Origin of the sequence: Nitrosopumilus sp. b3, from assembly GCF_014078525.1 — an archaeon.
Taxonomy (GTDB): domain Archaea; phylum Thermoproteota; class Nitrososphaeria; order Nitrososphaerales; family Nitrosopumilaceae; genus Nitrosopumilus.
Genome location: NZ_MU078693.1, coordinates 41,356 through 64,895 on the forward strand (window position 1 = coordinate 41,356; position 23,540 = coordinate 64,895).

Consider the following 23,540-nt stretch of genomic DNA (forward strand, 5'->3'; position numbering starts at 1 on the left):
ACTTTTTAGCTATATAATCGCATGTTTAAATTTGCTCAAGTAATTCTTTAGCCCTATCAAGTGAAATTTTCTTTTCTTCAATCATTTTTTGAACAATATCATCAATTTGTTCAGTAGTAGCTCCTGCGGCTGCTGCAAGATTCCTAGCATGAAGGCGCATGTGCCCCTTTTGAATTCCTTCAGTAGCAAGAGCACGAATGGCACTATAATTTTGTGCCAGTCCTGTAGCAGTCATAACACATGCTAATTCTTGTGCAGTTTTTACTCCAAGAATTTTTGTGCATACTTTAGCCACAGGATGGACATTGGCAATTCCACCAACAATTCCAACTGATAGTGGAATTTCAAGAGTTCCAACTAAATTGCCTTCATTATCTTTACTCCATTTGCTAAGAGAGCGATACCTTCCAGATTCTGCAGCATAGGCGTTTGCGGCAGCTTCAATAGCCCTACTATCTTGACCAACAGCGTTTGCAACAGCTATTGTTCCATTCATAATTCCTTTGTTGTGAGTAACTGCTCTATACACATCATTGTCAGCAAATTCAAACGCTAAAATAATATTATCAACAACTTCCTCTCCTCCAACTGCTTCTTTTTCAAACACTGCTTTTGCCTTTGCGATTCTTCTAGTTGAATAATTTGATAATATACGAAGAAGTGTTCTACCGCCAGATATCTTTTCGATTAATGTGGAAACTGCCTCACACATAGTATTTGTAACATTGGCCCCCATCGCATCGCCAACATCAATTAAGAGTTCAACAATTAGCATTTTGCCTGAAGGAGTATCAATTTCTTTACAAGAGATCTCTTTTGCACCTTTTCCCATTTTAGATAAAGTGTTACTTTTAGAATTTGCCAAATCTAAAATTTCATTGGCTGAATTTTTAATTTTTTTGATTGCTGCAGGAATATCAACATCCAAAACTTGTATTTGACCTATACTGTAAGATTCTATTGCTGAAACTTCAAACCCACCTTTAATTCTGGCAATTTTTGCACCTTTGGAAGCTGCTGCAATAACTGATGGCTCTTCAATCACCATAGGAATTATGTAGTCTTTACCATTTATCTTGAAATTTGTTGCAATACCCAAAGGTAAAGAAAATGTTCCAATAGCATTTTCAACCATTTTGTCTGCTTTATCAAAAGAAATTCCACCATTTTCGCTTTCTAAGATAGTTATGTCATCATTAGATAGATTTGCAAAATTTGCAACAATCTCTAGTCTTTCTTTTCTTGTTTTTTCAAATAATTTTGAAATTGATGAATCTGACATTTTATTTTACTATCCTCAATAATTTATCATCTGCTCTATCTGGAAAACCTTTTCCATCAGTATTTGAAGTAATAACATAAAGACTACCATCATTTCCCTCAACGACATCACGAACTCGACCAATTCCACTAAGAATAGACTTTTGTGAACTTAGACCCTCCTCAAAGTCTACTTGATACAGATTTGCAGATCTCATTGAGGCCATAATGAATGGAAATTCAAAATCAAGTTTATCACCAGTGTAAAATAGGATACCTCCAGGCTCTATACTCGGATCATAGCAGAGAATAGCATCTTCATAATTTTTATTGCCTGAGCATTCCTGTTCAGGCCAACCATAATTCTTTCCTGCTTGAATAATATTGATTTCATCATTTTTTTCAGGTCCAAATTCTGCTACAAACATATTTCCATTATTATCCCATGTCATTCCTTGTGGATTCCTGTGTCCTAAAGAGTAAACAGATGATTCTGGAAAGGGATTATCATCAGGAATTGTTCCATCATCGTTTAGTCTTAAAATTTTTCCAGATAGAGAATCAAGTTTCTGTGGAAGATGTGATGCATCTGAAATGGTTCCAGTACCAACATATAATTTTCCATCAGGTCCAAATTTGATAAAACCGCCATTGGTAAATGAGGAACCTGGAATTTTATCAAAAATTGTTTCAGCATCTTGTAATTTATTTTCAGATTCTGTAATTCTCAGAATTTTATTCCACAAGTCTCCATCTTCTTCATATGTTAAAAATACATAGATGTAATGATTATTTGAAAAATTAGGATGTAGTGTAATTCCTAATAATCCTCCATCAAATACATTTGCAGAACGGAATGCGGCAAGTGGCGATTCTAATAAATTTCCATCTTCAACTACTCTGATTAGCCCATCTTTTTCTGTAACGAAAATCCTATCATCTGAAATTGCAATTGCACGAGGTTTGTCAAGATTTTCAGCTAGAATAGTTACAAAATCATTTTGTGAATTAGAAATGGGTTTTGGTAATGGTATAGGATCATTTGGTGATGTTAGAACCAATACTGAAAATATTATAGCTCCAACAACTGCAATGATTTGAATTTTTTTATTCACAGAAAAGTGATCTTTTCAAATCCTATTAATTACTTTCAAGAATTTGATAAAGCGTATATACGGCTCAACTTCATTTATGTTCAGCGGGGTGGGGAAGCCAGACTAATTAGGGCTAGGTCATCCCGGCGGGCTCATAACCCGCAGTTCAGTAGTTCAAATCTACTCCCCGCTACTAATTTCTATAAACACAAAACCATGGAAGAGATTTATCAAATTTCGTGGATTTGTTGATTTTCCCCATACGCTGTGAAGGTCTTGTAAGATGTCTATGTGCAGATATTTTTGGAATATACAGTTGTTTTTTGAGTTTTCTTGAAATAACACTAGTGGTTTTTTTCATTGCTTTTCTACCACAACGTATACACTGAAATCCTTGATTCTTACCTTTGGACTTCATTTTTTTATTACATTTTTGACAAAATGGATTTGATAATGAAATATTTTTCCCAAGATTAATAATTTCAATGAATTCAAGATTAATTATACGTGGAAAGTTTTTTGATGCTTTTCTAACTCCACCGCCCACACAAATTTTATCTCCTTTAGCTAAATTTGAAGCAATAGTATTGAGTCCAGTTTCTTTGTAAACGGCACACCAAAAATCATGATTGTTTGAATTGATTTTAAAGAATACATGTCCTCCTTTAACAATTTTTGGAGTATTCAATACAATTCCAGTAATTTTTCCCGAAGCATAGGGCAGCATAGTTTCAATATTTAATTCATTTTTCAAATGATCCCCTGTACCTTGGTTTGATTTGAAAATCATGTATCCATCCAATTTTTCTTCACTTTTTAGAATCTTAGTTGCATAAAGCAATGAATCAATGTTCTCTCCTCTTACACCATAAAAAACAGGATCAGGTCCATGAGGAGTGATTAGAATTCGTCCTTTCTTTGTATCAAAACTATTAAACGTATTTGGGAAAGTTTTTTCTTGCATTTCTTTTACACTCTCAGAAGTAATTCTTCTCTCTTTTCCAAATTTTGATCTTTTTCGATAGCTCAAAAGTTCTAATGTATGATCGTGAAAATCATATCCAATTGCACCAATGGCTCCGACCAATCCCTGGCCATTACCTTTGTAAAAAAATTCAAGATTATTTTTTTTGGCAAATTTTTTTGCATTGTTTCTATTAATTAATCTCCATAAAGCTAAATTACTAAAATCAATAAAATCAGATGGGATTGAATCACTCTCAAAAAATACCAATCCAGGATTTGCTCCATTTTTAACATCAGAATATTTTGAAACAAAGTTTTTTACTTTATTTTTTACATTTGATGGGTTTTTAGTCTTAATTTTAATTGAAACTGCACCATTACCTCTAGTTTTCCATGGGATGTTGGGATTAAATCGAATTAATCTTGGAAAATCCATAAATTCAGTTTTTTCTTTTTTGAGTAAATCAACAATTTTGTAGGCTAGAAATGTAGTACACATTCCCTTTGGAGAATCAGTGTCATCAAATCCAATATTAAGAATTGTTTCTTTTTCCACAATTCACTTTGAAAATAAAGACATTTTTAGTTGTTGGATGGTTCAGTTGATTTAAATTAATAAAGTCACATTCCAAGCTGAATTGATCATAATAGATGAAGCGAGGATTTTCAAAGAAATTGAGACCAAAAATCCAGCTTCAGTTTCATTAAATGGGCCAGACGGAATCTTACCTCAAGTTCAAGAAACTGCTATGAGAATATCAGAGAAGTTTGGAATTCCTGCATATGTTTTAGCAGATACAACATGGGGAACATGTGATCTTAACACAAATGGATCTAAAGTTCTTGGAGCAGAAATTCAATTCAATATAGGACACACAATTAATACAGAATCATTAGAAGAGAATCTTGTTTTAATTGATGCATTTGATGATGTAGATTTTGATAGTGTTGCAAAAAAATGTCCAGAGATATTAAAAGGGAAAACTATCTCATTAGTTACAGATAGTCAACATTTGCATCAGATTGACAAAGTTGAAAAAATTCTAACAGAGAATGGAATCAAAGTAAAAATTGGAAAGAGTAAAGGGCAATTAAATGACGGTCAGGTATTTGGTTGTGAATTTTATCCTGCATCACAACTAAAAAAAGAAGTAGATGCGTATGTGTTTTTAGGCCAAAGTAATTTTCATGCTGCAGGAATTGCACTATCCACTAATTTGCCAACATACATTTTAGATCCCTACTTTAATGAAGTAAGAGAAATAACAGAATTTGCTCAGAAATTAAAAAAGCAGGCATCACTTGCAATATACAAAGCGGCTGAAGCTAAAACCTTTGGAGTAATAGTTGGACTCAAAGAAGGTCAGCTATCCAAAGTATTTGCGTTAAAAATCAAAAAAGAATTAGAAAAAGCAGGAAAGAAGGTTCAATTGTTTGGATTAACCGACATCACAAATGACAGATTACAAAATCTAAAAGGAATTGATGCTTTTGTTCAAGTTGCATGTCCAAGAATATCTACGGATAATCAGTTTGACAAGCCTGTTTTATCAACTCCTCAAGCAAATGCCCTTCTTAAGATTTTACGAAACGAAAGTATTGAAGAATATTTAGAAATTCCACATTGGTTGTAATCAGAATACTAGTTTTTTGAATCTAGTGTTATCATATAATCTTGCAAAAGATTTTGATTTTTTTGCCTTTATTTTATATTGTAATCCATGAGAAATTGCTCGCTCTAGTAATTCAAGTGCTTCATCTATTTTTGAGAGCATTACAAGACTACAAGATTTGTCAAATAACACATCCCCATTTTCTGGATAATCATTCAATATACTATCACAGCAAGAGATGGATTCATTGAATTTTTCCATGGAAAATAAAATTCGCTCTTTATGATATAATACAATGTTGTAATTTGGATTATTCTTTAGAATTTTATCACATAAGGATAATGCTTCAATAAATTTTCCTAGTTTACGATATGATGATATTTTATTTACCAATACAGAAAGATCGTCGGGATAAATTCCTAATGCAGAATCATAGCATTTCAAAGCATTTTCAAAATCTTTGAGTTTACTTAGGGCATATCCCTTATTATTTAGGGAACTAAGATGCAATGGATTGTCATTTAGAATTTTATCATAATAGACAATTGCTTCTTTTAATTTGCCTTGTAAGAATAACCTATTTCCCTCATCTAAAATTGAGTTTATTTTAGGATCTGACATTTTCAATCAGAACTAGGTTTCATAATGATTTTTCCAAAAAGTCCTTTGCCTGTAAGCATTTTTTTGTGAGCCTCCGCTGCATCTTCTAAAGGATACACTGAATCAATTATTGATTTTATTTTTCCTTGTGACATCCAATATAGACCCTGTTCTAATTCAGCCCTTGTTCCTTGAGTTGAGCCTAAAATGTTAATTCCTTTAAAGAAAATATGACGAAGATCAGTTTTTGCATTATATCCTGTAGTTGCCCCAGTGGTAACAATAGTTCCACCATAGCTTAGCAATGTTAGTTCTTTATTCCAATGGGTGCCACCAATGTGTTCAAAAATTATATCAACACCAGATACACTTCCATAGGGTTTTGGAATTTTTTTTGCAAGCGATCTAACTTCTTTATGCCAATCCTCCTTTCTATGATCTACAGCAAAATCGGCTCCAAGTTCTAATAATTTATTTAATTTGTCAGGACTTGCAGTAGCAATTACTGTGCATCCAAAAAGTTTTGCAATTTGAATGCCATAATTTCCAACGCCGGAACTACCACCCATAATCAAAACTAATTGCCCAGGTTGAATCTTTGCCCTTCCAACTAACATATGCCATGATGTCAGCATTGTCATTGATGCAGCAGCTGCTTCCTCATATGAAATACCTTCTGGGATTTTGACAACATTAACTTCTGGAAGATGTGTAAATTCACAATATCCCCCCCAAAGAGGACCTGTTTCAAAACCCCAAATTGTTCGTTTTCTACAATCATATTCTCGTCCATCAGTGCATGCTTTACAAACTCTGCATGACATATTTCCATGAGATACCACTCTATCACCGACTTTGATGTTTTTTACATCTCTTCCAACTTCTACCACTTCACCTGCAGCATCTGTTCCAGAAATGTGCGGTAATGGAATTGCTAATGGTTTTCCCCTCATACCCCAAATGTCATCATAGTTTAATGCTGTTGCTTTTACTTTGAAGATAACTTCATTAGGTTTTGGTTTAGGCATAGGAAGGTCTTTAATTTTTAATATTTTAGAAAAATCATCATCAACACTATATTCATCATAGACTAGTGCTTTCATGATTTTTTTGAGATTTTTGGAGATATATGATTTACCAGCTAATTTCAGACCACAAACAATTATAATCATAAAAACAAAAATCTCAGCATGTCTGAAAATGCAACATTCCCAGGTGACAGAATAGCGTCTATTGAAGAATACGAGGCAGGGCACAATACCTTTGATGATGGAGACATGGTTAGAGCAGCAACTGTAGGTGAAAAAGACATCAACAAGGAAACACGTATTGCCAACATTAAACATCCAAAACTTCTATCAATTCCTCAAGTAGGCGATATTATTATTGGAACAGTTGCAGCAGTAATGTCATCTATGATTGCAGTTTCAATTGATTACATTAATGGAAAACCTACTACATCTAAAGTAGAATGTGTCTGTTCAACTCGAAACTTGAGAATTAGAAATGTTGCGCTTGTCAATGACATAGTAAAATTAAAAATTCTAAATCATCTTAACGGTACAATTCATGCAGCAATTAACGAACCAGGTTTAGGAATTTTATTTACAAAATGTAGAAAATGTGGTGGAAAAGTTGTTCCAATGCGCGATGCCATAAAATGTACTGAATGTGCATGGATAGATGAAAGAAAACTTTCTTCTGATTTTGGCAATAGTGATTTTATAAAGTTGAGAGAGTAAGAAATGATTCAGGTTTCGTTCCAAGGTGAACGAGGAGCATATAGTGAAGCTGCTGCAAGGGCGTTTTTTAAGAAAGAAATTACTACTGTTCCACTATCAACATTTGCAGAAGTATTAGAGAGTACCTCTACAGACAAAACAGGATATGCGGTTTTACCAGTAGAGAATTCAATTGAAGGAAGTGTAGGTGAAAGTTATGATTTACTGTATTCAACAGATCTTAACGTGATTGGAGAAATTTATCATAGAATAGAACATTGTTTGATTGGAATTGGAGTATTAGATGAAGTAGAAACAGTTTATTCGCATCCACAAGCTTTAGGTCAGTGTAGAAAATTTATCGAGGAACATAAAATGAAAACAATTCCAACATACGATACTGCCGGTAGTGTAAAAATTGTTAAAGAATTAAAAAATAAAAATTGTGCTGGAATTGCAAGTAAAGATGCTGCCGAAATTTATGATATGCCGATTGTTTCAAACAACATCGCAAATAATTTGAATAATTATACAAGATTTTTGGTCTTATCAAAAATAACTAGTCCTATTTCAGGTAACGATAAAACATCAATAATTTTCTCCATAAAGCATGAACCAGGCTCATTATTTAGAATCATAGAAAATTTTCATAGAAATAATGTCAATCTTACAAAGATAGAATCAAGACCAACAAAAACAAACACATGGGAATATAATTTCTATGTAGATTTTGAAGGGCATCAAGATGATTCAAAGATTTCAGAAATATTAGAAAAAATAAAACATGATACATTATTTATGAAAGTTTTAGGTTCTTATCCTTCTGCCAAACTAAGCTAAAATCCTTTTGGCTTTCTTAGTGTAAAACCCATACTAAATCCTATAATTACCATACCAGCTGTTATCACCATTAGATCATATGTAAACCATATTGGATCAGAGCTTCTAATAAGAACTCCAGTAATTGTTAATTCAGTGTTTCCCGTATTTTGAATTTGTATTTTTGTTTCGCCCTCAATCAAATGTGTCCAATCTAAACTCACTTCTTTTTTGTATGAAGTGGTAGGAATCTGTAAGCCATCTCCAGGACTTTGAAGTTTCATATCAAATGCATCACCAGTAATAGTCATGGTTTGTCGTGTATGTGCTGGTGCAGGAATTGTATAGATAGTTGAATCACCAACAGCTACAACATAATTTTCATTAATAGTAATTGTTCCAATATGTAAAATTAAAGAATATCCTCCAATTGCAATAATTGCACTACCAACTATCAGTCCTATGATAGTTCTTTTGGATAACATGTTTGAATTGTTTCAGATACTGCTTAAAAAATTATCTACATTAAAGAAACATCATGAGGCTGACTTTCTGCAAATCCAGCTCTTGACATTTTGATAAATTCTGCATTTTCTTGCATTTGAGGAATAGAATGTGCACCACAATAACTCAAACCAGATCGAACCCCACCAGTCAGTTGTTTTAGAATATCAGTAACTGTACCTTTGTAAGGAACCATAGCTTCAACTCCTTCTGCAACATAATCATTAAGGTCATCATCTAGTGAGATAGAGCCTGTTTCTTTGGATTTTCTACCAATTGAGGCAGCTAAAGAAGCCATTCCTCGATAGACTTTGAAGCGTTTCCCATTTTTGGTCAAAACAGTTCCAGGGGATTCATCAGTACCTCCCAGCATACTACCAACCATTACAGACGAAGCTCCCGAAGCTAATGCTTTTGTTGCATCACCAGAAGTTCTTGTGCCGCCATCAGAAATTATTGGAATTCCATATTCCTTTCCAATTTTTGCACAATCCATAACTGCAGTTAATTGTGGAACTCCTGAACCAGTGATCACTCTAGTAATACAAATTGAGCCCGACCCAACACCAACCTTTACAGCATCAACACCGGCTTTAATCAAATCTTCAGCGCCTTGAGCAGTTGCAATGTTTCCTGCAATTAGTTCACAGTCTGGAAATGCTTTTTTGATATTACGAATTGTGCTCATTGCATTTTCACTATGACCATGTGCAATATCTACAACAAGTACATCAGCACCTGCTTCTAAAAGAGATTCACTTCTTTCTAAAAAGTCACCCTTTACACCAACTGCCGATCCAACTAAAGGACGACCTTTCTTATCTTTTGAGGCATTTGGAAAATCTGCATTATTTGTAATATCTTTACTTGTAATCAATCCTTTGATAATTCCTGAATCATCAACTATTGGTAATTTTTCAATCCTGTGTTGATGTAAAATTTCTTTAGATTCATCTAGAGAAACTCCAAATTTTGCAGTTACAACATCTTTAGTCATTATATCTTCAATTCGAAGTTTAGGATCAGCAAACAATAGATCTCTCTCAGTAACTATTCCAATTAATTTAGAATTTGAGTCAACTACTAATAGACCAGAAATTTCCATATCACTGGCATAGTCAAGAGCATCTTGAACCGACTTATCAGAAGTAATAGAATATGGATTTTCTATCATTATACTTCCTGAGCGCTTTACTTTGAGAACTTCGTGTGCCTGCTCTTCTATAGTCAAAAATCTGTGAATTATACCAATACCACCTGCTCGAGCCATGGCAACAGCCATAGAAGACTCTGTTACAGTATCCATATTTGCACTCACGAAGGGAATATTTATTGTGATATTTCGAGATAGTTTTGTAGATAGATCGGTTTGACTTCTGCTTGTAATATCTGAATATTTGGGTACAAGAAGAACGTCGTCAAAAGTTAATCCTTCTTTGAATTCCAATGAAACCTTGTTAAGAAAGTTGAATATTGATTATAAGCCTTTGTGTTGTTTTGATAATTTAGATGCTACAGTTATTGCATCTTTGGTTGCCAGTACATTATGGGTACGAATTATGTCAGCCCCATTAATTACAGAGATAGCCTCTGCTGCAATAGATCCAAATAATCGATCAGATGGATTTTCTTTTTCCAAAATATTCCCCAGAAAAGATTTGTTAGATACTGAAATTAAAATTGGGAATTTTTGTTTTATAGATTTCAAATTTTGAATAATTGTCAGATCCCTTTTTATCCAATCAGATTTAATTTTTGTAAAAAATGGTCCTTTTCCCGTTTTTCTAAAAAATCCAATAGCTGGATCTAACACAATTTTCTCTGATAAGATACTAGAGTTTTTGGCAATTTTCAAGCTTTCTCTAAAAAGTTTTTTTGTTGCAGTTACAGGATTACCTAAAACTGTTTTAGAGTCATATGCACATAAAATTATTGATGGAGAAAACTTTGATACAACTTTTTGCATTTCTTGATCATATTTTAATCCAGAAATATCATTAATTATTTCAACTCCATTTTTCAATGCATCTTCTGCCACTTTAGCCCTACATGTATCAACTGAGATTGGAAGATTGGAGACATTTTGGATTATCTTAATTGCAGAAAGAACTCTTTTAGATTCAGTTTTTTCAGATACTAATGTAGACAGATAGGGGGCAGTAGACATGCCACCCACGTCAATAAAATCAGCACCATTACTTTCCATATCTTTTATGGAGTTTTTGATCTGAATTGCACTTGTATGAATGGATTTCTTGTAAAAAGATTCAAGACTTGTGTTTAGAATTCCCATAATACGTACGGGGTTTTTTCCACCTACGCCTACATTTGCAATTTTTGCCACATGGTTTATCAAATCTAATGCAATTTGAGTCATATGATGGTTTTAGGTTGGAAAAAGAGATACACGGATATTTTAAAGGAATTCAATTATTCTGAAAAAAAAGATACAGAGTCAGCTATTCAGTTAGACTTTCTTTTAAAAAAATCAAATACCATTGAAAAAATAAATAAATTAATTGAAGGGAACACTATTTTTATTATTGGTTCAGGACCATCATTGTCAACTGCAATTCCAAAATTAAAAAAATACAAAAAAGCTATAAAAATTGTGGCTGATAGTGCACTAAAACCACTTGTAGAAAATGGAATTATTCCAGATTTAATAATTACGGATTTAGATGGTGATGAGGCAACTATGAAGAAAATTGCAAAAACAAAATCTATTTTTGTTGTGCATGCACATGGTGACAATATTGAAAAACTAGAATTTGTAAAAAAATTTAAAAATTGTATTGGCACAACACAATCAAAACCTTTTAACAAAATTCATAATTTTGGAGGATTCACTGATGGGGACAGAGGGGTTTTCTTAGCCAGTTATTTCAAGGCAAAGAAAATTATTTTATTTGGAATGGATTTTGGGGAAAAAATTGGTAAATTTTCTAATACAAAAAAAATAGAAAGGAAAATGAAACTATTGAAATTAAAAAAAGGAGAAAATCTTTTAGAATGGTTATCAACTAGCACAAAATCAGAATTATTTACTACATCAAAGTCAATTAAAGGATTTAAAAAAATATCATACAAAGAACTTGATATTATAATTACCTAGAATGCATTTAATACCCATCTCCCATTAACCAAATTATGAAATTTTCAGCGGAACAAGTTAAGGAAATTGCCGCTTTGAAAGAAAGTTTGATCGAACAAATTGATAGACATCAAGAATCCATCGAAATGTTAGAAAAAAACATCACAGTTTTAGATTCATTTCTTAAAGATTCTAGTTTTACAAAAGCTTCTCAGTTAGAAATTAAAAAAGAGATTGAAATTCAACCCGAACCAAAAAAAATTGAAAAACCTGTGAAAACTTCAATTCCAATTAAAAGAGTAAATGACGGCAAAATCATTGCCAATGCATATGTCACACCAGAACAACTATCCATAGTTTTAGACAATGAAATTGTGATAAACGCAGACACTCCACCCTTCAAATCATTCTTTTTAGATAGAATAATTGGAGAAATGAAAAAGAAGGATTGTCAAGAAGCAGAGAGTGGAAAAATCCAAAAGGAATCAATAATTGATTATATAGTTAACAAGAACGGAACAGATATTCGAGAAATTATAATCAAAAACTACAGACAAAAAGAAAGAGTCAATGAGTTAATCAATACAGCAGGATGGTCATTAACCAGAATGCTTGAAAATATCAAAAAGTGATAATATGGATAAAATTGTAGTTTTAGATTTTGGTTCACAGTATAGTCATTTAATCTGTAGAAGAATTAGAGAATTTTCTGTTTATGCAGAACTTGTACCTTTTGATATTACTTTTGAGGAATTGCAGAAACTTAATCCTAAAGGAATAATTTTTTCAGGAGGGCCATCAAGTGTTTACAGTTCAGATGCACCAGTTCCCGAAAATAAAATTTTTGAAATGAATTTACCACTGCTTGGAATTTGTTATGGCCACCAATTAATTGTAAACAAGTATGGTGGTAAAGTAAAAAAAGCAAACAAAGAGTATGGTTCATCGTTACTTACAATAGATGATGATAAAGATCTTCTAAATGGGATTGGGGAATCAGTTAGAGCATGGATGAGTCACGGAGATGAGGCAGAGCAAATTCCTCCTGGATTTCAGGTAATTGGGCATACTGAAGGTGCAAAAGCTGCCGCAATTGCATCTCAAGATCAATCTATTTACGGAATTCAATTTCATCCCGAAGTAGTACATACAGAACAAGGAACTGAAATTCTTAAGAATTTTGTTTTAAAAGTTTGTGGGGCAAAACAAGATTGGACTATGGAAGGATTCATAGATTCGGCAGTGGAAAAAATTTCTAAAATTGAAGGGAATGTATTATGTGGAGTAAGTGGTGGAATAGATTCCACAGTAGTTGCACTGTTAATTCACAAAGCAATAGGTGATAGGCTAAAGTGTGTTTTTGTAAATAATGGACTTTTACGACTAAATGAAGAAAAAGAGATTGAGGAGATGTTCAAAGATAATTTCAAAGTTGATTTCACCTCAATTGATGCTGCTGAACAATTTCTTGGAAAGCTCAAAGGGATAGAAGATCCAGAAAAGAAAAGGATGATTGTAGGGGAAGAGTTTATTCATGTTTTTACCGAGTTTGCTGAAAAAAATGGTCCTTTCAAATGGTTAGCTCAAGGCACATTATATCCAGACATAATTGAAAGTGGAGTTTCAAAAGGGCCTGCAGCAGTAATAAAATCTCACCACAATGTAGGCGGACTACCAGATTGGCTCAATTTAGAAATTTTAGAACCATTGAAGGAATTGTATAAAGATGAAGTAAGGAAGATTGCAAAAATTCTTGAAGTTCCAGAAAAACTTTTCATGAGACATCCATTTCCAGGTCCAGGATTAGCTGTTAGAATAATAGGAGAAGTTAATCCAACCAAACTAAAGATTGCAAAAGTAGCAAGTAGAATTGTTGAGGATGAGTTACTAGAGGCAAATTTGTATGATAAAGTATGGCAGGCATATGCTGCTGTAGGTGACGATAGAGCAGTAGGAGTTGTCGGTGATGAGCGCAGATATGGCAATATCGTTATGATTAGAGTTGTAGATTCAATTGATGCAATGACTGCAGATTGGACTAGATTGCCACATGGTCTTTTAGAAAAGATGAGTAATAGAATAACAAATGAAATTGAAGATGTTACTTGGGTGACATATACAATTTCAAGCAAACCACCTGCAACAATTGAGCCACAGTAGGGATAATTTTGGAATATGAAAAAATTTGTGATGATATTTTAGAATGTGATGAAAAAATCAGATATGTTGGGGTTTATGATTATGGTGAACTCCATGATAAGATGAAAGAGGGATTACAAAGTCATTTGTCAAGGGAAGAAACTGAACTGTCATTATCTCAAGCAGTTTATAGATGGTCTACACGTAAAAAAACATCAGAAAAAATTGGTAAGCCAGTGTTTGCATTAGCAAAATATGAGAAAATATTTCGTATTACAATCCCTATTGGAGGTGCAGGATTAATTTTGATCAGCACCGAATTAGATGCAGATGTTATTGAGATAGTGGAAAAAATTTTAAAAATTAAAAATAAATATTCCTAAAAATTTTAATTGATATGGATTTTCATGTTTTTGACACATATGTAATAGCTAAAGATGGGCATACAATGCATTTTGATGTAGTTACAGACAATAGCGATACAGAAAAAGCAATTTCTTTTGCAAAAGAATGGTTAAAGGGAATCGGGGAAGAAACTGCAAAGGTAACCACTGAAGAATGCAGATTTTGCCATACACAGTCAGTTCCAGAAGATATGGAAATTGAAATAATGACTAATGGATACTATATCCAAAAAATAGATGGATGTCCAAAAGACTAAGTTAAGAGAGCAGCACCATACACGCCTGCAGAATCACCTAATTTGTTTTTCAAAATCGGCGTATCAACTAAATCTGAAAATACTTTATCATAAACTGATTTTTTTCCTTCAGTGTATAAAAAATCAATGTTTGACAATCCGCCACCTATTACAATTGCATCAGGATCTAAAATATCAATTACATTTGCAAGTGCATATCCAAAATTTTCTAGAAAGTCTTCTTTCCATTTCTTACCAGTCTCATTATCAATATCAGATAGAATCTGAATCAAAGACAAGAATTTGCCAGTTTGGTTAGTCCATTCTTTTTCTAAAGCTGGACCGCTTATGTATGTCTCAACACATCCGTTTTTTCCACAATAGCATAAATTTCCATTACGATGTAAGATGTGATGTCCCCACTCTCCTGCAATATTGGTTCTGCCAGAATGAAGTTTTTTATCAATTACAATCCCACCGCCTACACCTGTGCCCATTATAACACCAAAAACTAAACCATAATCAATTGCAGCACCCATCTTAGCTTCTGCCATAGCAAAGCAATTAGCATCATTTTCAATAGAAATTTTTTTTCCTATCTTATTCTCTAGATCTTTTTTAATTGATTTTCCAATTAAACACTGAGTATTGCTGTTTTTAATGAATCCAGTTTGGTTAGAGATAGCACCAGGTGTACATACACCTATGGAGAAATTAGAAATGTTTTCAGTTAGTTCTGAAACTAATAATGAAATAGTGTTAACTATTTGTTCATAATCATTTTTTGGTGTTTGAACTCTTTTTCTTGTTATAACATTTAGATTCTCATCAAGTAAAATTGCTTCAGTTTTAGTGCCACCTAAATCTACACCAAGTTTGTACATTAGTAATTTATGAAGATTAGAAGGTTTTAGTTTTAACTAAATTATACATTTACTGCATTCCGCCACCTGGAGCACCAGATGTAGCGATTACATCATCGATTCTTAGAATCATACATGCTGCCTCAGTAGCTGATTTGATTATTTGCTCTTTAACTGCAATTGGTTCTATAACATTAATTGCCATCATATCTGCAATCTGTGTATTTCTAGCATCAATTCCAGTCCATTTACGACCTTGATTTTGTTTTGCTCGTAGATTAGCCATAGTGTCAATAGGATCCATTCCTGCATTTTCAGCAATAGTTAATGGGATTACCTCCAAGGCTTCTGCATATTTTTTAATTGCAAGTTGCTCTTTTCCATCAAAATTATCTGCCCAGTCTTTTAGTAATGATGCAGCATATGCTTCAGGGGCACCACCACCTGCAACGATTTCAGGTTTTTGTACTACATCTTTTACAACCATTAAAGAATCATGAATTGAACGATCAACTTCATCAATAACTCTTTGAGAGCCACCACGAATCAACATAGTAACTGATTGCGGATGCTTACAGCCCTCAATGAATACCCATTTATCAGATTCAACTTTCTTTTGATGAGCTAATTTTGCAGAACCTAAATCATTTTCTGAAAGATCATCAAGATTACTAATTACTCTACCACCTGTTGCTTTAGATAGTTTAATCATGTCACTTTCTTTAACACGACGAACTGCCATTATTCCATATTTTGCAAGGTAATGTTGTGCAATATCATCAATTCCTTTTTGACAAATCAAAACGTTAGCGCCAACATCATGTAATTTATCAACCATAGATTTTATCATTCTATTTTCTTCTTCTAAGAACATCTGCATTTGAGTTGGGTCTGTAATTCTAATCTCAGAACTCATTTCAGTTTTTTCAATTTCTAATGCAGAATTAATTAATGCAATATGTGCATTTTCGATTTTTGTAGGCATTCCACTATGAACAATTTCTTTGTCTAAAACAATTCCTTTGACAATTTGTGTATCCTGAATAGAACCACCTGATTTCTTTTCAACCTTAATATTTTCAAGATCGACAGAATAAACATCCCCTTTCTTAGTAGCAATGCTGAGAATTGCGTCTACTACGATTTTTGATAGAATACCGCTGTCTTCAGAGATTAATTTTGATTGCATACTAGTTGTTGCAATTTTCATAAGAGATTCTCTATCATCAGGTAGAACTTTTTTTGCTAATTGAGAGTAAATTTCAAGAGTTTTATCAGCGGCTGCTTGAAAACCATCTACAATGGTTGATGAATGAACATCTTTTTTGAGGAGATCTTCTGCGCGTGCCAGTAGTGCACCTCCAAAAACTACTGAAGATGTTGTACCATCTCCAACCTCATTATCAACAGTTTTAGAAATTTCAACAATCATTTTTGCTGCTGGATGTTGAACATCAATTTCTTTAAGGATGGTTGCCCCATCATTTGTAATAGTAACATCACCTAAGGAATCAACTAACATTTTATCAAGGCCTCTGGGTCCAAGGCTGCTTTTTACTAATTCTGCAACTAATTTTGCTGCTGCAATGTTATTCTGCTGTGCGTCTTTACCTTTTTGCTGTAGTGCACTTTCTTTGAGAACTAAAACAGGTCCATTTGGTCCTTGTTGAATTGATGCCATTTAGATTCAGCTTCAATCCCCTGAATCCCCCTTTTTAACATTACTTAGTTGATCGGCTGAATGTAACTTCGTTTTTTCACATCAACAATTCCTCCCGAGAGAATTCTAACTGAAGGTAAAGCCAAGAAGGGCAAGAATAACGGAATCAGGTGAGGTCTAGAGAATTTACACCCTAAATCAACAATAGCGTTATTGATTTTTTCAAAATTTGATGAAACTTTTTCAAATGAATCTGTAGAAACAATTCCTGCAAATTGTAATGGTAAAGATGCCAGAATTTTGCCTGATTTTACTACAACTAGTCCACCTTGATTCTTTATGATATGATTTGAAGCAAAAGCCATGTCAGAATCATCAGAACCAATTACAATCATATCATTTTCATGAAAACTCCAAGTAGAAGCAAATGCACCTATATCAGCTCCAAAATTTTCAAGAAATCCAATAGAGTGCTGATTTGTACCATGGATTCGATCAAAGGCTGCAACTTTCCATATATCAGAATCTAAAGATGCAGAAATTTGACCTTCCTTAGAATGAAGTTCGGCAGAACCTAATTTGGTAATGATTTCTGTTTGCATAGAAATAGTATTTGCAAGTACATCTTGCTTTTTTGATTTTATAGCAAAATCATTTTTTGAGAATTTTTTTAGTTTAATAGTTTTTTTGAACCACGGAGATATTGCTTTTTTCTTGATAGGAATTACAATCTTTCCATTATCTACTACTAATTTTCCTCCCACAAAGACTTTGTTTGGCTTTATTGATTTTAGATCATCAAAGATTAGAATATCGGCTAATTTCCCAGGTGCTATTCCACCCAGATCTTTGCCCATGTTGTAATAATCAAAATTATTTTTTGATGCCATTGTAATTGCATCAATTGGTTTGAGGCCAAGTTTGATAGATTCTCTAACACAATGATCAATATGACCGAATTTTTTAATATCAAGTGGATCAAGACCATCAGAGCAGAACATTAAACGATTGAGATAGGTTCCATGAGACAAAACATGTGGAATTATTTCCTTCAGATCTCGTCTTATAGAACCCTCTCTTATCATAATCCACATTCCAAGACGTAATCTTTCTAATACTTGATCAAAATTGATTGGTTCATGACATGAGAGTATACCAGAAGAGACGTATGCATTAAGTTTTTTTTCACTTGCACCAGCTGTGTGACCATTTATTATGCAATCGAGCTCTAGCATAGATGAAATAGATTTCATTGTTTTGGGTTCACGAAGAGTTACTTTGGTCCATGAAAAAACTTCGCCCAAACCAAGAACATGCGGATGTTTTATTGCAGATTTTTCCTGTGATAATGTAAGTGAGTTACTGTTACTAAATTTTGCATCAACAGGTAAACCCCCTGGTACAACTTGAAAAATTCTTACCGGTAGATCTTCTCCAAGTTTAAGAAATTCTTGAAAACCTTTGTACCCTGCAACACTAACAATATCAATTGGATCAGAAAATAAAGAAGTGACACCACAAAGAAGTGTCTGTTTTACAAATTCAGAAGGCAATACAAATTGATCAATATGTAAATGAGGATCTGCAAATCCTGGAGAAACATATCTATTTTTTACATCTATCACAGTTGTTTTTGGACCTTGAGTGTGAGAAGCATCGGGACCAACATATGCAATTCTATCATGAATTATTGCAATCTGAGTTTTTGGAAGAGTTTCTCTGGTATACACTGAAAGTAAATTACAATTTATTAAAATGAGATCGGCTTTTTTGTCACCCATTGCCACTGAATTCAATGAGGAGATCGAAGTTGCTAGGCTCGAAGTCACAGTTGTTAATTGGATTTTGCGCCTATTATAGATTCAATGCTTAAATTACGGTTGAAGAGGTTTTTTTGATATGAACATCCCTAAGGTGATCAGAAAGTATTGCGCAAAATGTAAAACACATACTGAACAAAAGGTCTCCATTTACAAGGCTGGAAAAAGACGCGGTTCTGCTAGAGGTGAACGCCGACACGCAGAGCGTAAAAAGGGATATGGCGGACAGAAATTTCCAAAATTAGCAAAACCAGCTAAAGTTACAAAGAAAGTTACTCCTATTATGACATGTACTGTTTGTAAAAAGAAATACAATAAAGTGGGTGTTAGAATTAAGAAATTTGAGTTGGTGGCAGCATGAAGAAAGATCATATTGAAATTCCAAAACCATCAAGTAAATTCCAAAAAGTCAACTGTGATGAATGTGGTGAATTACAGGTAGTTTATTCGCACGCATCAACTCAAGTTGCATGTAATTCCTGTGGAAATGCTTTAGCAGAAGCAACAGGTTCTAAAGCTAAAATAAATGGCAAAGTCTCAGGCAGTGCTGAGTAAATCATAATCCTGTTTTGAATTTAGATTAAATGCAATTCTTTTATCATCTATAATGACATAATCTTCTTTCATATCATCTAGTGATGAAATTTTATTGGAATTTACTAAAGAGATTCCAGTGTAATAGCATACTTGATTATCAAAATTTAGTGGGTAATCAGATTCAAGTCCAAGTGAAGATAAAAATTTTCTAGTTACAAGAATGCTAGTCCATGTTTTATCAGACTTGAATTGATTTACAATTTTTTGAATAATTACATCATCCAGTAACGGCAAATCACCAGAAGTAATCAAAACTTTATCATCTAAGGATTTTAGAACTAAATTTAGATCTTCAACATATCCAATTCCAGGAGTGTCAAAAATTTCAATATTATTTTCTTCTAGTAATTTTTTTGTTTTAGGTGAATTAATACTAGTGATGGCTAAAATTTTTGAAAATAAATTTGAATTTTTTAATGAATCAACTACATGTAAGATGATAGGCTTTTTGTATTTGAGTAAAAGTTTCTCGCCATCTAAATTCATACGAGTACCCTTGCCACCAGCCATTACAATACCAATCATATAGATACAAACACCATCAATGAAGCCAATCTTGTAAGTTCATTTGTTGCACCAAGTACATCACCGGTAATTCCTCCAAAACTACGAGTAGAAATTGCTAAAAGAAAAATAGTTAAAGTTACTGTTACTCCAAGCATTACTAATCCAGTAGTTTCTCCAATAGCAATCACAGGAATAAGCATAATTATGAATGCAGCAGCAAGTTTTTTCTTATCTTTCATTATTTGGACAAAAGATGAATTTGATCCTAATGATGCTGAATTTCCCAGACTTGCCATCAATACCATTGAGAATTTTGCTAAAATTTCACTTATCAAAATAGCTTTAAACAGATCAAATCCAGTAGTAAGAGAAATTGTAACTATCAAACCAATTAGGTATAATACAATACCAACAATTCCAGCAGAACCTGTAGAAAGATCTTTCATTGCTTTGAGTTTTTTGTCTTTACTACCTTTGACCATCAACCCATCAGCAAAATCAGCTAATCCGTCTGCATGATGAATTCCAGTTACAATAGCAATTGATGATACCACTAGCAAGCTAACAAGTAATGGATCTAAAAAGAAGGACAGACCAAAGCCTATGGAACCAACTAAAAGACCAATAGCAATTCCAACAATAGGGAAAAGATACATGAATTTTGCAATATTTTCTAATGTTGCATTTGAAGCAGGAAATATTGTCAAGAAGGAAAAAACAGATCCAATCTCTTTAAGCATGAATCCACCATCCAATTAATGATGAGATAGTAATAATTGGAATTGTGACAATTCCAAAGAAAAGAATCGAAGTAAGTTTCATCATATTTAGTGCAGAGTACACATGCTCTTTTGTTAGTATAATTTCTCCATCACCCAACTTGTAATGATTTATCTTTTCAAATTTTGTTTCCAAAGCTCCTGCAAGTGCTGCCATTGGATATCCAGCATTAGGGCTTTCAGTTTTTTTACCATCACGAATCATTATTTTGTATGATTCCTTCCAATTATTTTGAAGTATGGCAGCTGAAATGATCATAACTAATCCAGTTAGACGAGATGGAATGTAATTTAAAATGGTGTCACAAGTTGCAGCAAACCATCCAATATTTTTGAAGAGTTGCGTCTTGTATCCAATCATTGAATCTGCAGTGTTGATAACTCTATACACAAATGCTCCAGGTAAGCCAAAAATTGAAAAATAGAATAATGGACCAGTAATTCCATCAACAGTATTTTCACTAATACTCTCAAGTACGCCCGAAAGTACATGATTTTTATCTAAATTCTTAGTATTCCTCTTAACAATCATAGATAGATTTGCTCTTGCCTTGGCTAGATTATCTTCATCAAGTGATTCAAGAACACTAGTTGCATGTTTTTCCATTCCTCTAATAGCAATTGTTGTTTTTAGTAATAATCCACTTACAATCACAGACACAACTATAGAAATAGCATCAAATGTGATCATAGATATTCCAACATTCAAAGCAAAAAGTAATGAAATTACAATAATGGATGTAATAGTGATTATCAAAATACCTCCAGCTTTTTCAAACATAGCATTTTGATTTTTTGCAACTGGGGTCAGAATTGCAATTAATTTTCCAATCCAAGCAGTGGGATGATATTTGCTTTTGGGATCTCCAAATAATAAATCAATAAAAATTGCAATGCTTATGATGGAAACAGATTCAACAATCATTGTAACATCATCTCAATTGATTTGATATCCATGTTTGATTTGACAATTTTTGCCAATCTATCTAATTCAATATCAATTTTTGAGAGATTTTTCCTAGTCCATGCAATATTTTTGGGTTTTGCATTAAGAGAGTCTTCTTCAGGTAAATCCAAATTTATTAATGGAATAGTTCCTACAACCGGAATCTTGGTGATGCTTTTGAGTTTTTTAAATCCCGGTTTTAGTACGTTTATGTCACCTCTAAATTTGTTTAATATGAAACCTTTTACAAGATGTTGATATTTTTTATCTATTAGAGACATCGTACCCACAAGACTTGCAAAAGAACCGCCTTTGTCAATATCAGAAACAAGTAATACTGAAGCATCTGCTTTTTTTGCAATTCTCATATTTGCAATATCAAATTTTTGTAAATTAATTTCAGCTGGTGATCCTGCTCCTTCAATAATAACCAAATCAAATTTTTTCTGCAAAGTTTTCAAGGATTTTGTTGCGATTTTAATTCCTTCAGTATTTACAAATTTTTCATAATAATCTTTGGCATGCATTTTTTTGTAGCGTTTGCCATTTAGATATACAAGACTATTGTAATTTCCCAAAGGCTTTAGCAGAATAGGATTCAATGTTGGAGCGATTTCACATCTAGCAGCAATTGCTTGAATAGCTTGAGCACGAGAAATTTCAAATGTAGGCGTGATATATGCAAAGTTTGACATATTTTGAGATTTGAATGGTGCAACAGTGATTCCTTTGTCTGAGAAAATTCTACAAAGCGCTGCAACTAGTGTTGTTTTTCCAGCACCTGAAGATGTTCCTTGAATCATTAATGATTTCATACAATACTCTCCAAAGCTTTTACTAGTTTTAGGTTATCCTTATGAGATTTTACAGCAATACGAAAATAGTGATTGTTTAATCCTCTAAAATTTTTACAATCACGAATTAGAATTTTGTTTTTAAGTAATTTTTTTTGTATTTCTGTAGAATCATGAGTTGTTTTGATTAAAATAAAATTTGTAGATGAATCATGACATTGAAAACCATTTAATTTATTTATTTTATTTTTTAAGTATTTGAGTTCCTTTTTAATAATTAATTTTGATTGTGTTAAGTGGGATTTATTTTGAAGTGAGATTTTTGCTGCATCTTGTGCTAATGAATTAACACTCCAAGGAATTTTTATTTTCTTTAATATTTCAATCATTTGTTTTGAACCTGCAGCATATCCAACTCTTAATCCTGGGAAACCAAATGATTTAGTCAAAGAGCGTAAAACAAAAAGATTGTCATGTTTTTTGACATACGAAATAACCGATTCATTTGATTCAGGAACAAGTTCAATGAAACATTCATCAACAAATACGATAGAAGAAAGTTTTTTTGCCCTATTGATTATTTTAAGTAAATATTTTTTTGATAAGAGTTTTCCTGTTGGGTTATTTGGATTACAAATAAAGACACAGCCATTTTTTGGAATTTGTGAAATAAATGAATCAATATTTTCAGATAAATTTAGTGTTTTAAAATATGATAATTTAGCATTATTTAATTTTGCAGCTGTTTCATATTCTTGGAAAGTGGGTATGGATATCAAAGTTTTTTTTGATGATAAAAATGCAAAACAAAAATTATAGATTATTTCAATTGCGCCATTACCGACCAGTAAATTGGATTTATCCAAACCTGTGTATTTTTTTATACTAGAAATTAATTCAGATGAGCCTAAATCAGGATAATTTTCAATTGTATCAAAATTTTTTTTCAGTATTTTTTTTACAGAATTAGGAATTCCCAAGGGATTGATATTTGAACTAAAATCCAATATTTGTGGATCAGGGTTTTTTAAAGGATTTCTGCCTCCATGGATCACAGGAATATGTCTAATTATGGAAGATTTTGTTCTTATTTTCACAGTTCCAAATAGAATTAGCCGATTTAG

26 protein-coding genes and 1 tRNA gene are annotated in these 23,540 nt (G+C 32.9%); 11 read left to right on the plus strand and 16 right to left on the minus strand.

Features of this window, described 5'->3' with window-relative positions:
• Positions 1 to 25: 25 nt before the first annotated feature.
• Positions 26 to 1,282 carry a hydroxymethylglutaryl-CoA reductase, degradative gene (locus C6990_RS00195; RefSeq protein WP_182127754.1) on the minus strand — a complete coding sequence of 419 codons (1,257 nt, stop codon included), beginning with the start codon at positions 1,280 to 1,282 and terminating at the stop codon, positions 26 to 28.
• Between the two features lies 1 nt (position 1,283).
• Positions 1,284 to 2,375, minus strand: coding sequence for a PQQ-dependent sugar dehydrogenase (locus tag C6990_RS00200; protein WP_182127755.1), 1,092 nt, complete (start codon positions 2,373 to 2,375; stop codon positions 1,284 to 1,286).
• An 82-nt stretch (positions 2,376 to 2,457) separates the two neighbouring features.
• On the opposite strand from C6990_RS00200, the gene C6990_RS00205 reads away from it, so the two are divergent.
• Positions 2,458 to 2,547: transfer RNA gene (locus C6990_RS00205), tRNA-Met, on the plus strand.
• Here the strand turns inward: C6990_RS00205 and C6990_RS00210 are convergent.
• On the minus strand, positions 2,548 to 3,876 hold the full coding sequence (locus C6990_RS00210; RefSeq protein ID WP_255465047.1) for a tRNA(Ile)(2)-agmatinylcytidine synthase: 1,329 nt from the start codon (positions 3,874 to 3,876) through the stop codon (positions 2,548 to 2,550). It abuts the tRNA gene before it with no gap.
• 82 nt (positions 3,877 to 3,958) lie between these two features.
• On the opposite strand from C6990_RS00210, the gene dph2 reads away from it, so the two are divergent.
• Positions 3,959 to 4,954, plus strand: coding sequence for a diphthamide biosynthesis enzyme Dph2 (gene dph2, locus C6990_RS00215; protein ID WP_182127756.1), 996 nt, complete (start codon positions 3,959 to 3,961; stop codon positions 4,952 to 4,954).
• Here dph2 and C6990_RS00220 read toward each other — a convergent pair whose 3' ends face one another.
• A complete protein-coding gene (locus C6990_RS00220; protein ID WP_182127757.1) occupies positions 4,955 to 5,554 on the minus strand; it encodes a tetratricopeptide repeat protein in 600 nt (199 codons plus the stop codon).
• A 2-nt stretch (positions 5,555 to 5,556) separates the two neighbouring features.
• Entirely contained in the window at positions 5,557 to 6,636 is a 1,080-nt protein-coding gene (locus tag C6990_RS00225) for a zinc-binding dehydrogenase (RefSeq protein WP_182128037.1), read from the minus strand.
• A gap of 87 nt (positions 6,637 to 6,723) precedes the next feature.
• On the opposite strand from C6990_RS00225, the gene C6990_RS00230 reads away from it, so the two are divergent.
• Positions 6,724 to 7,275 (plus strand): exosome complex RNA-binding protein Csl4, encoded by a 552-nt coding sequence (locus tag C6990_RS00230; RefSeq protein ID WP_182127758.1) that lies wholly within the window; start codon positions 6,724 to 6,726, stop codon positions 7,273 to 7,275.
• Between the two features lie 3 nt (positions 7,276 to 7,278).
• A complete protein-coding gene (gene pheA / locus C6990_RS00235; RefSeq protein WP_182127759.1) occupies positions 7,279 to 8,094 on the plus strand; it encodes a prephenate dehydratase in 816 nt (271 codons plus the stop codon).
• On the opposite strand, the gene C6990_RS00240 is transcribed toward pheA, so the two are convergent.
• The 3 genes from C6990_RS00240 to folP are packed head-to-tail and all read right to left on the minus strand — an operon-like array spanning position 8,091 to position 10,921.
• Positions 8,091 to 8,558 (minus strand): hypothetical protein, encoded by a 468-nt coding sequence (locus C6990_RS00240; protein WP_182127760.1) that lies wholly within the window; start codon positions 8,556 to 8,558, stop codon positions 8,091 to 8,093. The two genes, pheA and C6990_RS00240, sit on opposite strands and share 4 nt — an antisense overlap.
• 35 nt (positions 8,559 to 8,593) lie before the next feature.
• Positions 8,594 to 10,024: an IMP dehydrogenase gene (guaB, locus tag C6990_RS00245; protein WP_182127761.1), complete on the minus strand. Its 1,431-nt coding sequence runs from the start codon at positions 10,022 to 10,024 to the stop codon at positions 8,594 to 8,596.
• Positions 10,025 to 10,054: 30 nt separating this feature from the next.
• Positions 10,055 to 10,921, minus strand: a complete 867-nt coding sequence (gene folP, locus C6990_RS00250; RefSeq protein WP_182127762.1) for a dihydropteroate synthase — start codon at positions 10,919 to 10,921, stop codon at positions 10,055 to 10,057.
• Positions 10,922 to 10,954: 33 nt separating this feature from the next.
• Between folP and C6990_RS00255 the strand changes: the two genes are divergently transcribed.
• From C6990_RS00255 to C6990_RS00275, 5 genes are read left to right on the plus strand one after another with little or no spacing between them, the layout of a single operon-like run.
• Positions 10,955 to 11,692 (plus strand): 6-hydroxymethylpterin diphosphokinase MptE-like protein, encoded by a 738-nt coding sequence (locus C6990_RS00255; protein ID WP_182127763.1) that lies wholly within the window; start codon positions 10,955 to 10,957, stop codon positions 11,690 to 11,692.
• A gap of 35 nt (positions 11,693 to 11,727) precedes the next feature.
• A complete protein-coding gene (locus C6990_RS00260) occupies positions 11,728 to 12,303 on the plus strand; it encodes a hypothetical protein (protein WP_182127764.1) in 576 nt (191 codons plus the stop codon).
• Positions 12,304 to 12,307: 4 nt separating this feature from the next.
• Positions 12,308 to 13,831: a glutamine-hydrolyzing GMP synthase gene (gene guaA / locus C6990_RS00265; protein WP_182127765.1), complete on the plus strand. Its 1,524-nt coding sequence runs from the start codon at positions 12,308 to 12,310 to the stop codon at positions 13,829 to 13,831.
• Between the two features lie 8 nt (positions 13,832 to 13,839).
• On the plus strand, positions 13,840 to 14,193 hold the full coding sequence (locus tag C6990_RS00270; RefSeq protein ID WP_182127766.1) for a hypothetical protein: 354 nt from the start codon (positions 13,840 to 13,842) through the stop codon (positions 14,191 to 14,193).
• Between the two features lie 14 nt (positions 14,194 to 14,207).
• Entirely contained in the window at positions 14,208 to 14,471 is a 264-nt protein-coding gene (locus C6990_RS00275) for a DUF2024 family protein (protein WP_182127767.1), read from the plus strand.
• On the opposite strand, the gene C6990_RS00280 is transcribed toward C6990_RS00275, so the two are convergent.
• The 3 genes from C6990_RS00280 to C6990_RS00290 are packed head-to-tail and all read right to left on the minus strand — an operon-like array spanning position 14,468 to position 18,754.
• The gene (locus C6990_RS00280; protein ID WP_182127768.1) at positions 14,468 to 15,334 is read right to left on the minus strand and encodes an ROK family protein; all 867 of its coding nucleotides are present in this window, start codon (positions 15,332 to 15,334) and stop codon (positions 14,468 to 14,470) included. The two genes, C6990_RS00275 and C6990_RS00280, sit on opposite strands and share 4 nt — an antisense overlap.
• Positions 15,335 to 15,383: 49 nt before the next feature.
• Positions 15,384 to 16,994, minus strand: a complete 1,611-nt coding sequence (thsB, locus tag C6990_RS00285; RefSeq protein WP_182127769.1) for a thermosome subunit beta — start codon at positions 16,992 to 16,994, stop codon at positions 15,384 to 15,386.
• Between the two features lie 44 nt (positions 16,995 to 17,038).
• The gene (locus C6990_RS00290; protein ID WP_182128038.1) at positions 17,039 to 18,754 is read right to left on the minus strand and encodes an adenine deaminase; all 1,716 of its coding nucleotides are present in this window, start codon (positions 18,752 to 18,754) and stop codon (positions 17,039 to 17,041) included.
• Between the two features lie 118 nt (positions 18,755 to 18,872).
• On the opposite strand from C6990_RS00290, the gene C6990_RS00295 reads away from it, so the two are divergent.
• Both C6990_RS00295 and C6990_RS00300 read left to right on the plus strand, forming a co-directional pair.
• A complete protein-coding gene (locus C6990_RS00295; protein ID WP_109877403.1) occupies positions 18,873 to 19,154 on the plus strand; it encodes a 50S ribosomal protein L44e in 282 nt (93 codons plus the stop codon).
• On the plus strand, positions 19,151 to 19,348 hold the full coding sequence (locus tag C6990_RS00300) for a 30S ribosomal protein S27e (RefSeq protein WP_048114948.1): 198 nt from the start codon (positions 19,151 to 19,153) through the stop codon (positions 19,346 to 19,348). The genes C6990_RS00295 and C6990_RS00300 overlap by 4 nt, the downstream gene beginning before the upstream one ends.
• On the opposite strand, the gene C6990_RS00305 is transcribed toward C6990_RS00300, so the two are convergent.
• Genes C6990_RS00305 through cobD form a run of 5 tightly spaced genes read right to left on the minus strand, consistent with a single transcriptional unit; the run spans position 19,331 to position 23,513 of the window.
• The gene (locus C6990_RS00305; RefSeq protein ID WP_182127770.1) at positions 19,331 to 19,915 is read right to left on the minus strand and encodes an NTP transferase domain-containing protein; all 585 of its coding nucleotides are present in this window, start codon (positions 19,913 to 19,915) and stop codon (positions 19,331 to 19,333) included. The two genes, C6990_RS00300 and C6990_RS00305, sit on opposite strands and share 18 nt — an antisense overlap.
• Positions 19,912 to 20,637 carry an adenosylcobinamide-GDP ribazoletransferase gene (gene cobS, locus C6990_RS00310; protein WP_182127771.1) on the minus strand — a complete coding sequence of 242 codons (726 nt, stop codon included), beginning with the start codon at positions 20,635 to 20,637 and terminating at the stop codon, positions 19,912 to 19,914. Before cobS ends, C6990_RS00305 begins: the two co-directional genes overlap by 4 nt.
• Positions 20,630 to 21,601, minus strand: a complete 972-nt coding sequence (locus C6990_RS00315) for a cobalamin biosynthesis protein (RefSeq protein WP_182127772.1) — start codon at positions 21,599 to 21,601, stop codon at positions 20,630 to 20,632. The genes cobS and C6990_RS00315 overlap by 8 nt, the downstream gene beginning before the upstream one ends.
• A complete protein-coding gene (locus tag C6990_RS00320) occupies positions 21,598 to 22,437 on the minus strand; it encodes a cobyric acid synthase (protein WP_182127773.1) in 840 nt (279 codons plus the stop codon). Before C6990_RS00320 ends, C6990_RS00315 begins: the two co-directional genes overlap by 4 nt.
• Positions 22,434 to 23,513 carry a threonine-phosphate decarboxylase CobD gene (gene cobD, locus C6990_RS00325; protein ID WP_182127774.1) on the minus strand — a complete coding sequence of 360 codons (1,080 nt, stop codon included), beginning with the start codon at positions 23,511 to 23,513 and terminating at the stop codon, positions 22,434 to 22,436. The genes C6990_RS00320 and cobD overlap by 4 nt, the downstream gene beginning before the upstream one ends.
• Positions 23,514 to 23,540: the final 27 nt, after the last annotated feature.

What these genes read in the sequence shown, in the direction of transcription:
- C6990_RS00195 (WP_182127754.1), bottom strand. Translation starts at nt 1,282, where the DNA reads ATGTCAGATTCATCAATTTCAAAATTATTTGAAAAAACAAGAAAAGAA.
- C6990_RS00220 (WP_182127757.1), bottom strand. Translation starts at nt 5,554, where the DNA reads ATGTCAGATCCTAAAATAAACTCAATTTTAGATGAGGGAAATAGGTTA.
- C6990_RS00225 (WP_182128037.1), bottom strand. Translation starts at nt 6,636, where the DNA reads ATGAAAGCACTAGTCTATGATGAATATAGTGTTGATGATGATTTTTCT.
- C6990_RS00230 (WP_182127758.1), top strand. Translation starts at nt 6,724, where the DNA reads ATGTCTGAAAATGCAACATTCCCAGGTGACAGAATAGCGTCTATTGAA.
- pheA (WP_182127759.1), top strand. Translation starts at nt 7,279, where the DNA reads ATGATTCAGGTTTCGTTCCAAGGTGAACGAGGAGCATATAGTGAAGCT.
- C6990_RS00240 (WP_182127760.1), bottom strand. Translation starts at nt 8,558, where the DNA reads ATGTTATCCAAAAGAACTATCATAGGACTGATAGTTGGTAGTGCAATT.
- C6990_RS00255 (WP_182127763.1), top strand. Translation starts at nt 10,955, where the DNA reads ATGATGGTTTTAGGTTGGAAAAAGAGATACACGGATATTTTAAAGGAA.
- C6990_RS00260 (WP_182127764.1), top strand. Translation starts at nt 11,728, where the DNA reads ATGAAATTTTCAGCGGAACAAGTTAAGGAAATTGCCGCTTTGAAAGAA.
- guaA (WP_182127765.1), top strand. Translation starts at nt 12,308, where the DNA reads ATGGATAAAATTGTAGTTTTAGATTTTGGTTCACAGTATAGTCATTTA.
- C6990_RS00275 (WP_182127767.1), top strand. Translation starts at nt 14,208, where the DNA reads ATGGATTTTCATGTTTTTGACACATATGTAATAGCTAAAGATGGGCAT.
- C6990_RS00280 (WP_182127768.1), bottom strand. Translation starts at nt 15,334, where the DNA reads ATGTACAAACTTGGTGTAGATTTAGGTGGCACTAAAACTGAAGCAATT.
- thsB (WP_182127769.1), bottom strand. Translation starts at nt 16,994, where the DNA reads ATGGCATCAATTCAACAAGGACCAAATGGACCTGTTTTAGTTCTCAAA.
- C6990_RS00290 (WP_182128038.1), bottom strand. Translation starts at nt 18,754, where the DNA reads ATGGGTGACAAAAAAGCCGATCTCATTTTAATAAATTGTAATTTACTT.
- C6990_RS00295 (WP_109877403.1), top strand. Translation starts at nt 18,873, where the DNA reads ATGAACATCCCTAAGGTGATCAGAAAGTATTGCGCAAAATGTAAAACA.
- C6990_RS00300 (WP_048114948.1), top strand. Translation starts at nt 19,151, where the DNA reads ATGAAGAAAGATCATATTGAAATTCCAAAACCATCAAGTAAATTCCAA.
- C6990_RS00305 (WP_182127770.1), bottom strand. Translation starts at nt 19,915, where the DNA reads ATGATTGGTATTGTAATGGCTGGTGGCAAGGGTACTCGTATGAATTTA.
- cobS (WP_182127771.1), bottom strand. Translation starts at nt 20,637, where the DNA reads ATGCTTAAAGAGATTGGATCTGTTTTTTCCTTCTTGACAATATTTCCT.
- C6990_RS00315 (WP_182127772.1), bottom strand. Translation starts at nt 21,601, where the DNA reads ATGATTGTTGAATCTGTTTCCATCATAAGCATTGCAATTTTTATTGAT.
- C6990_RS00320 (WP_182127773.1), bottom strand. Translation starts at nt 22,437, where the DNA reads ATGAAATCATTAATGATTCAAGGAACATCTTCAGGTGCTGGAAAAACA.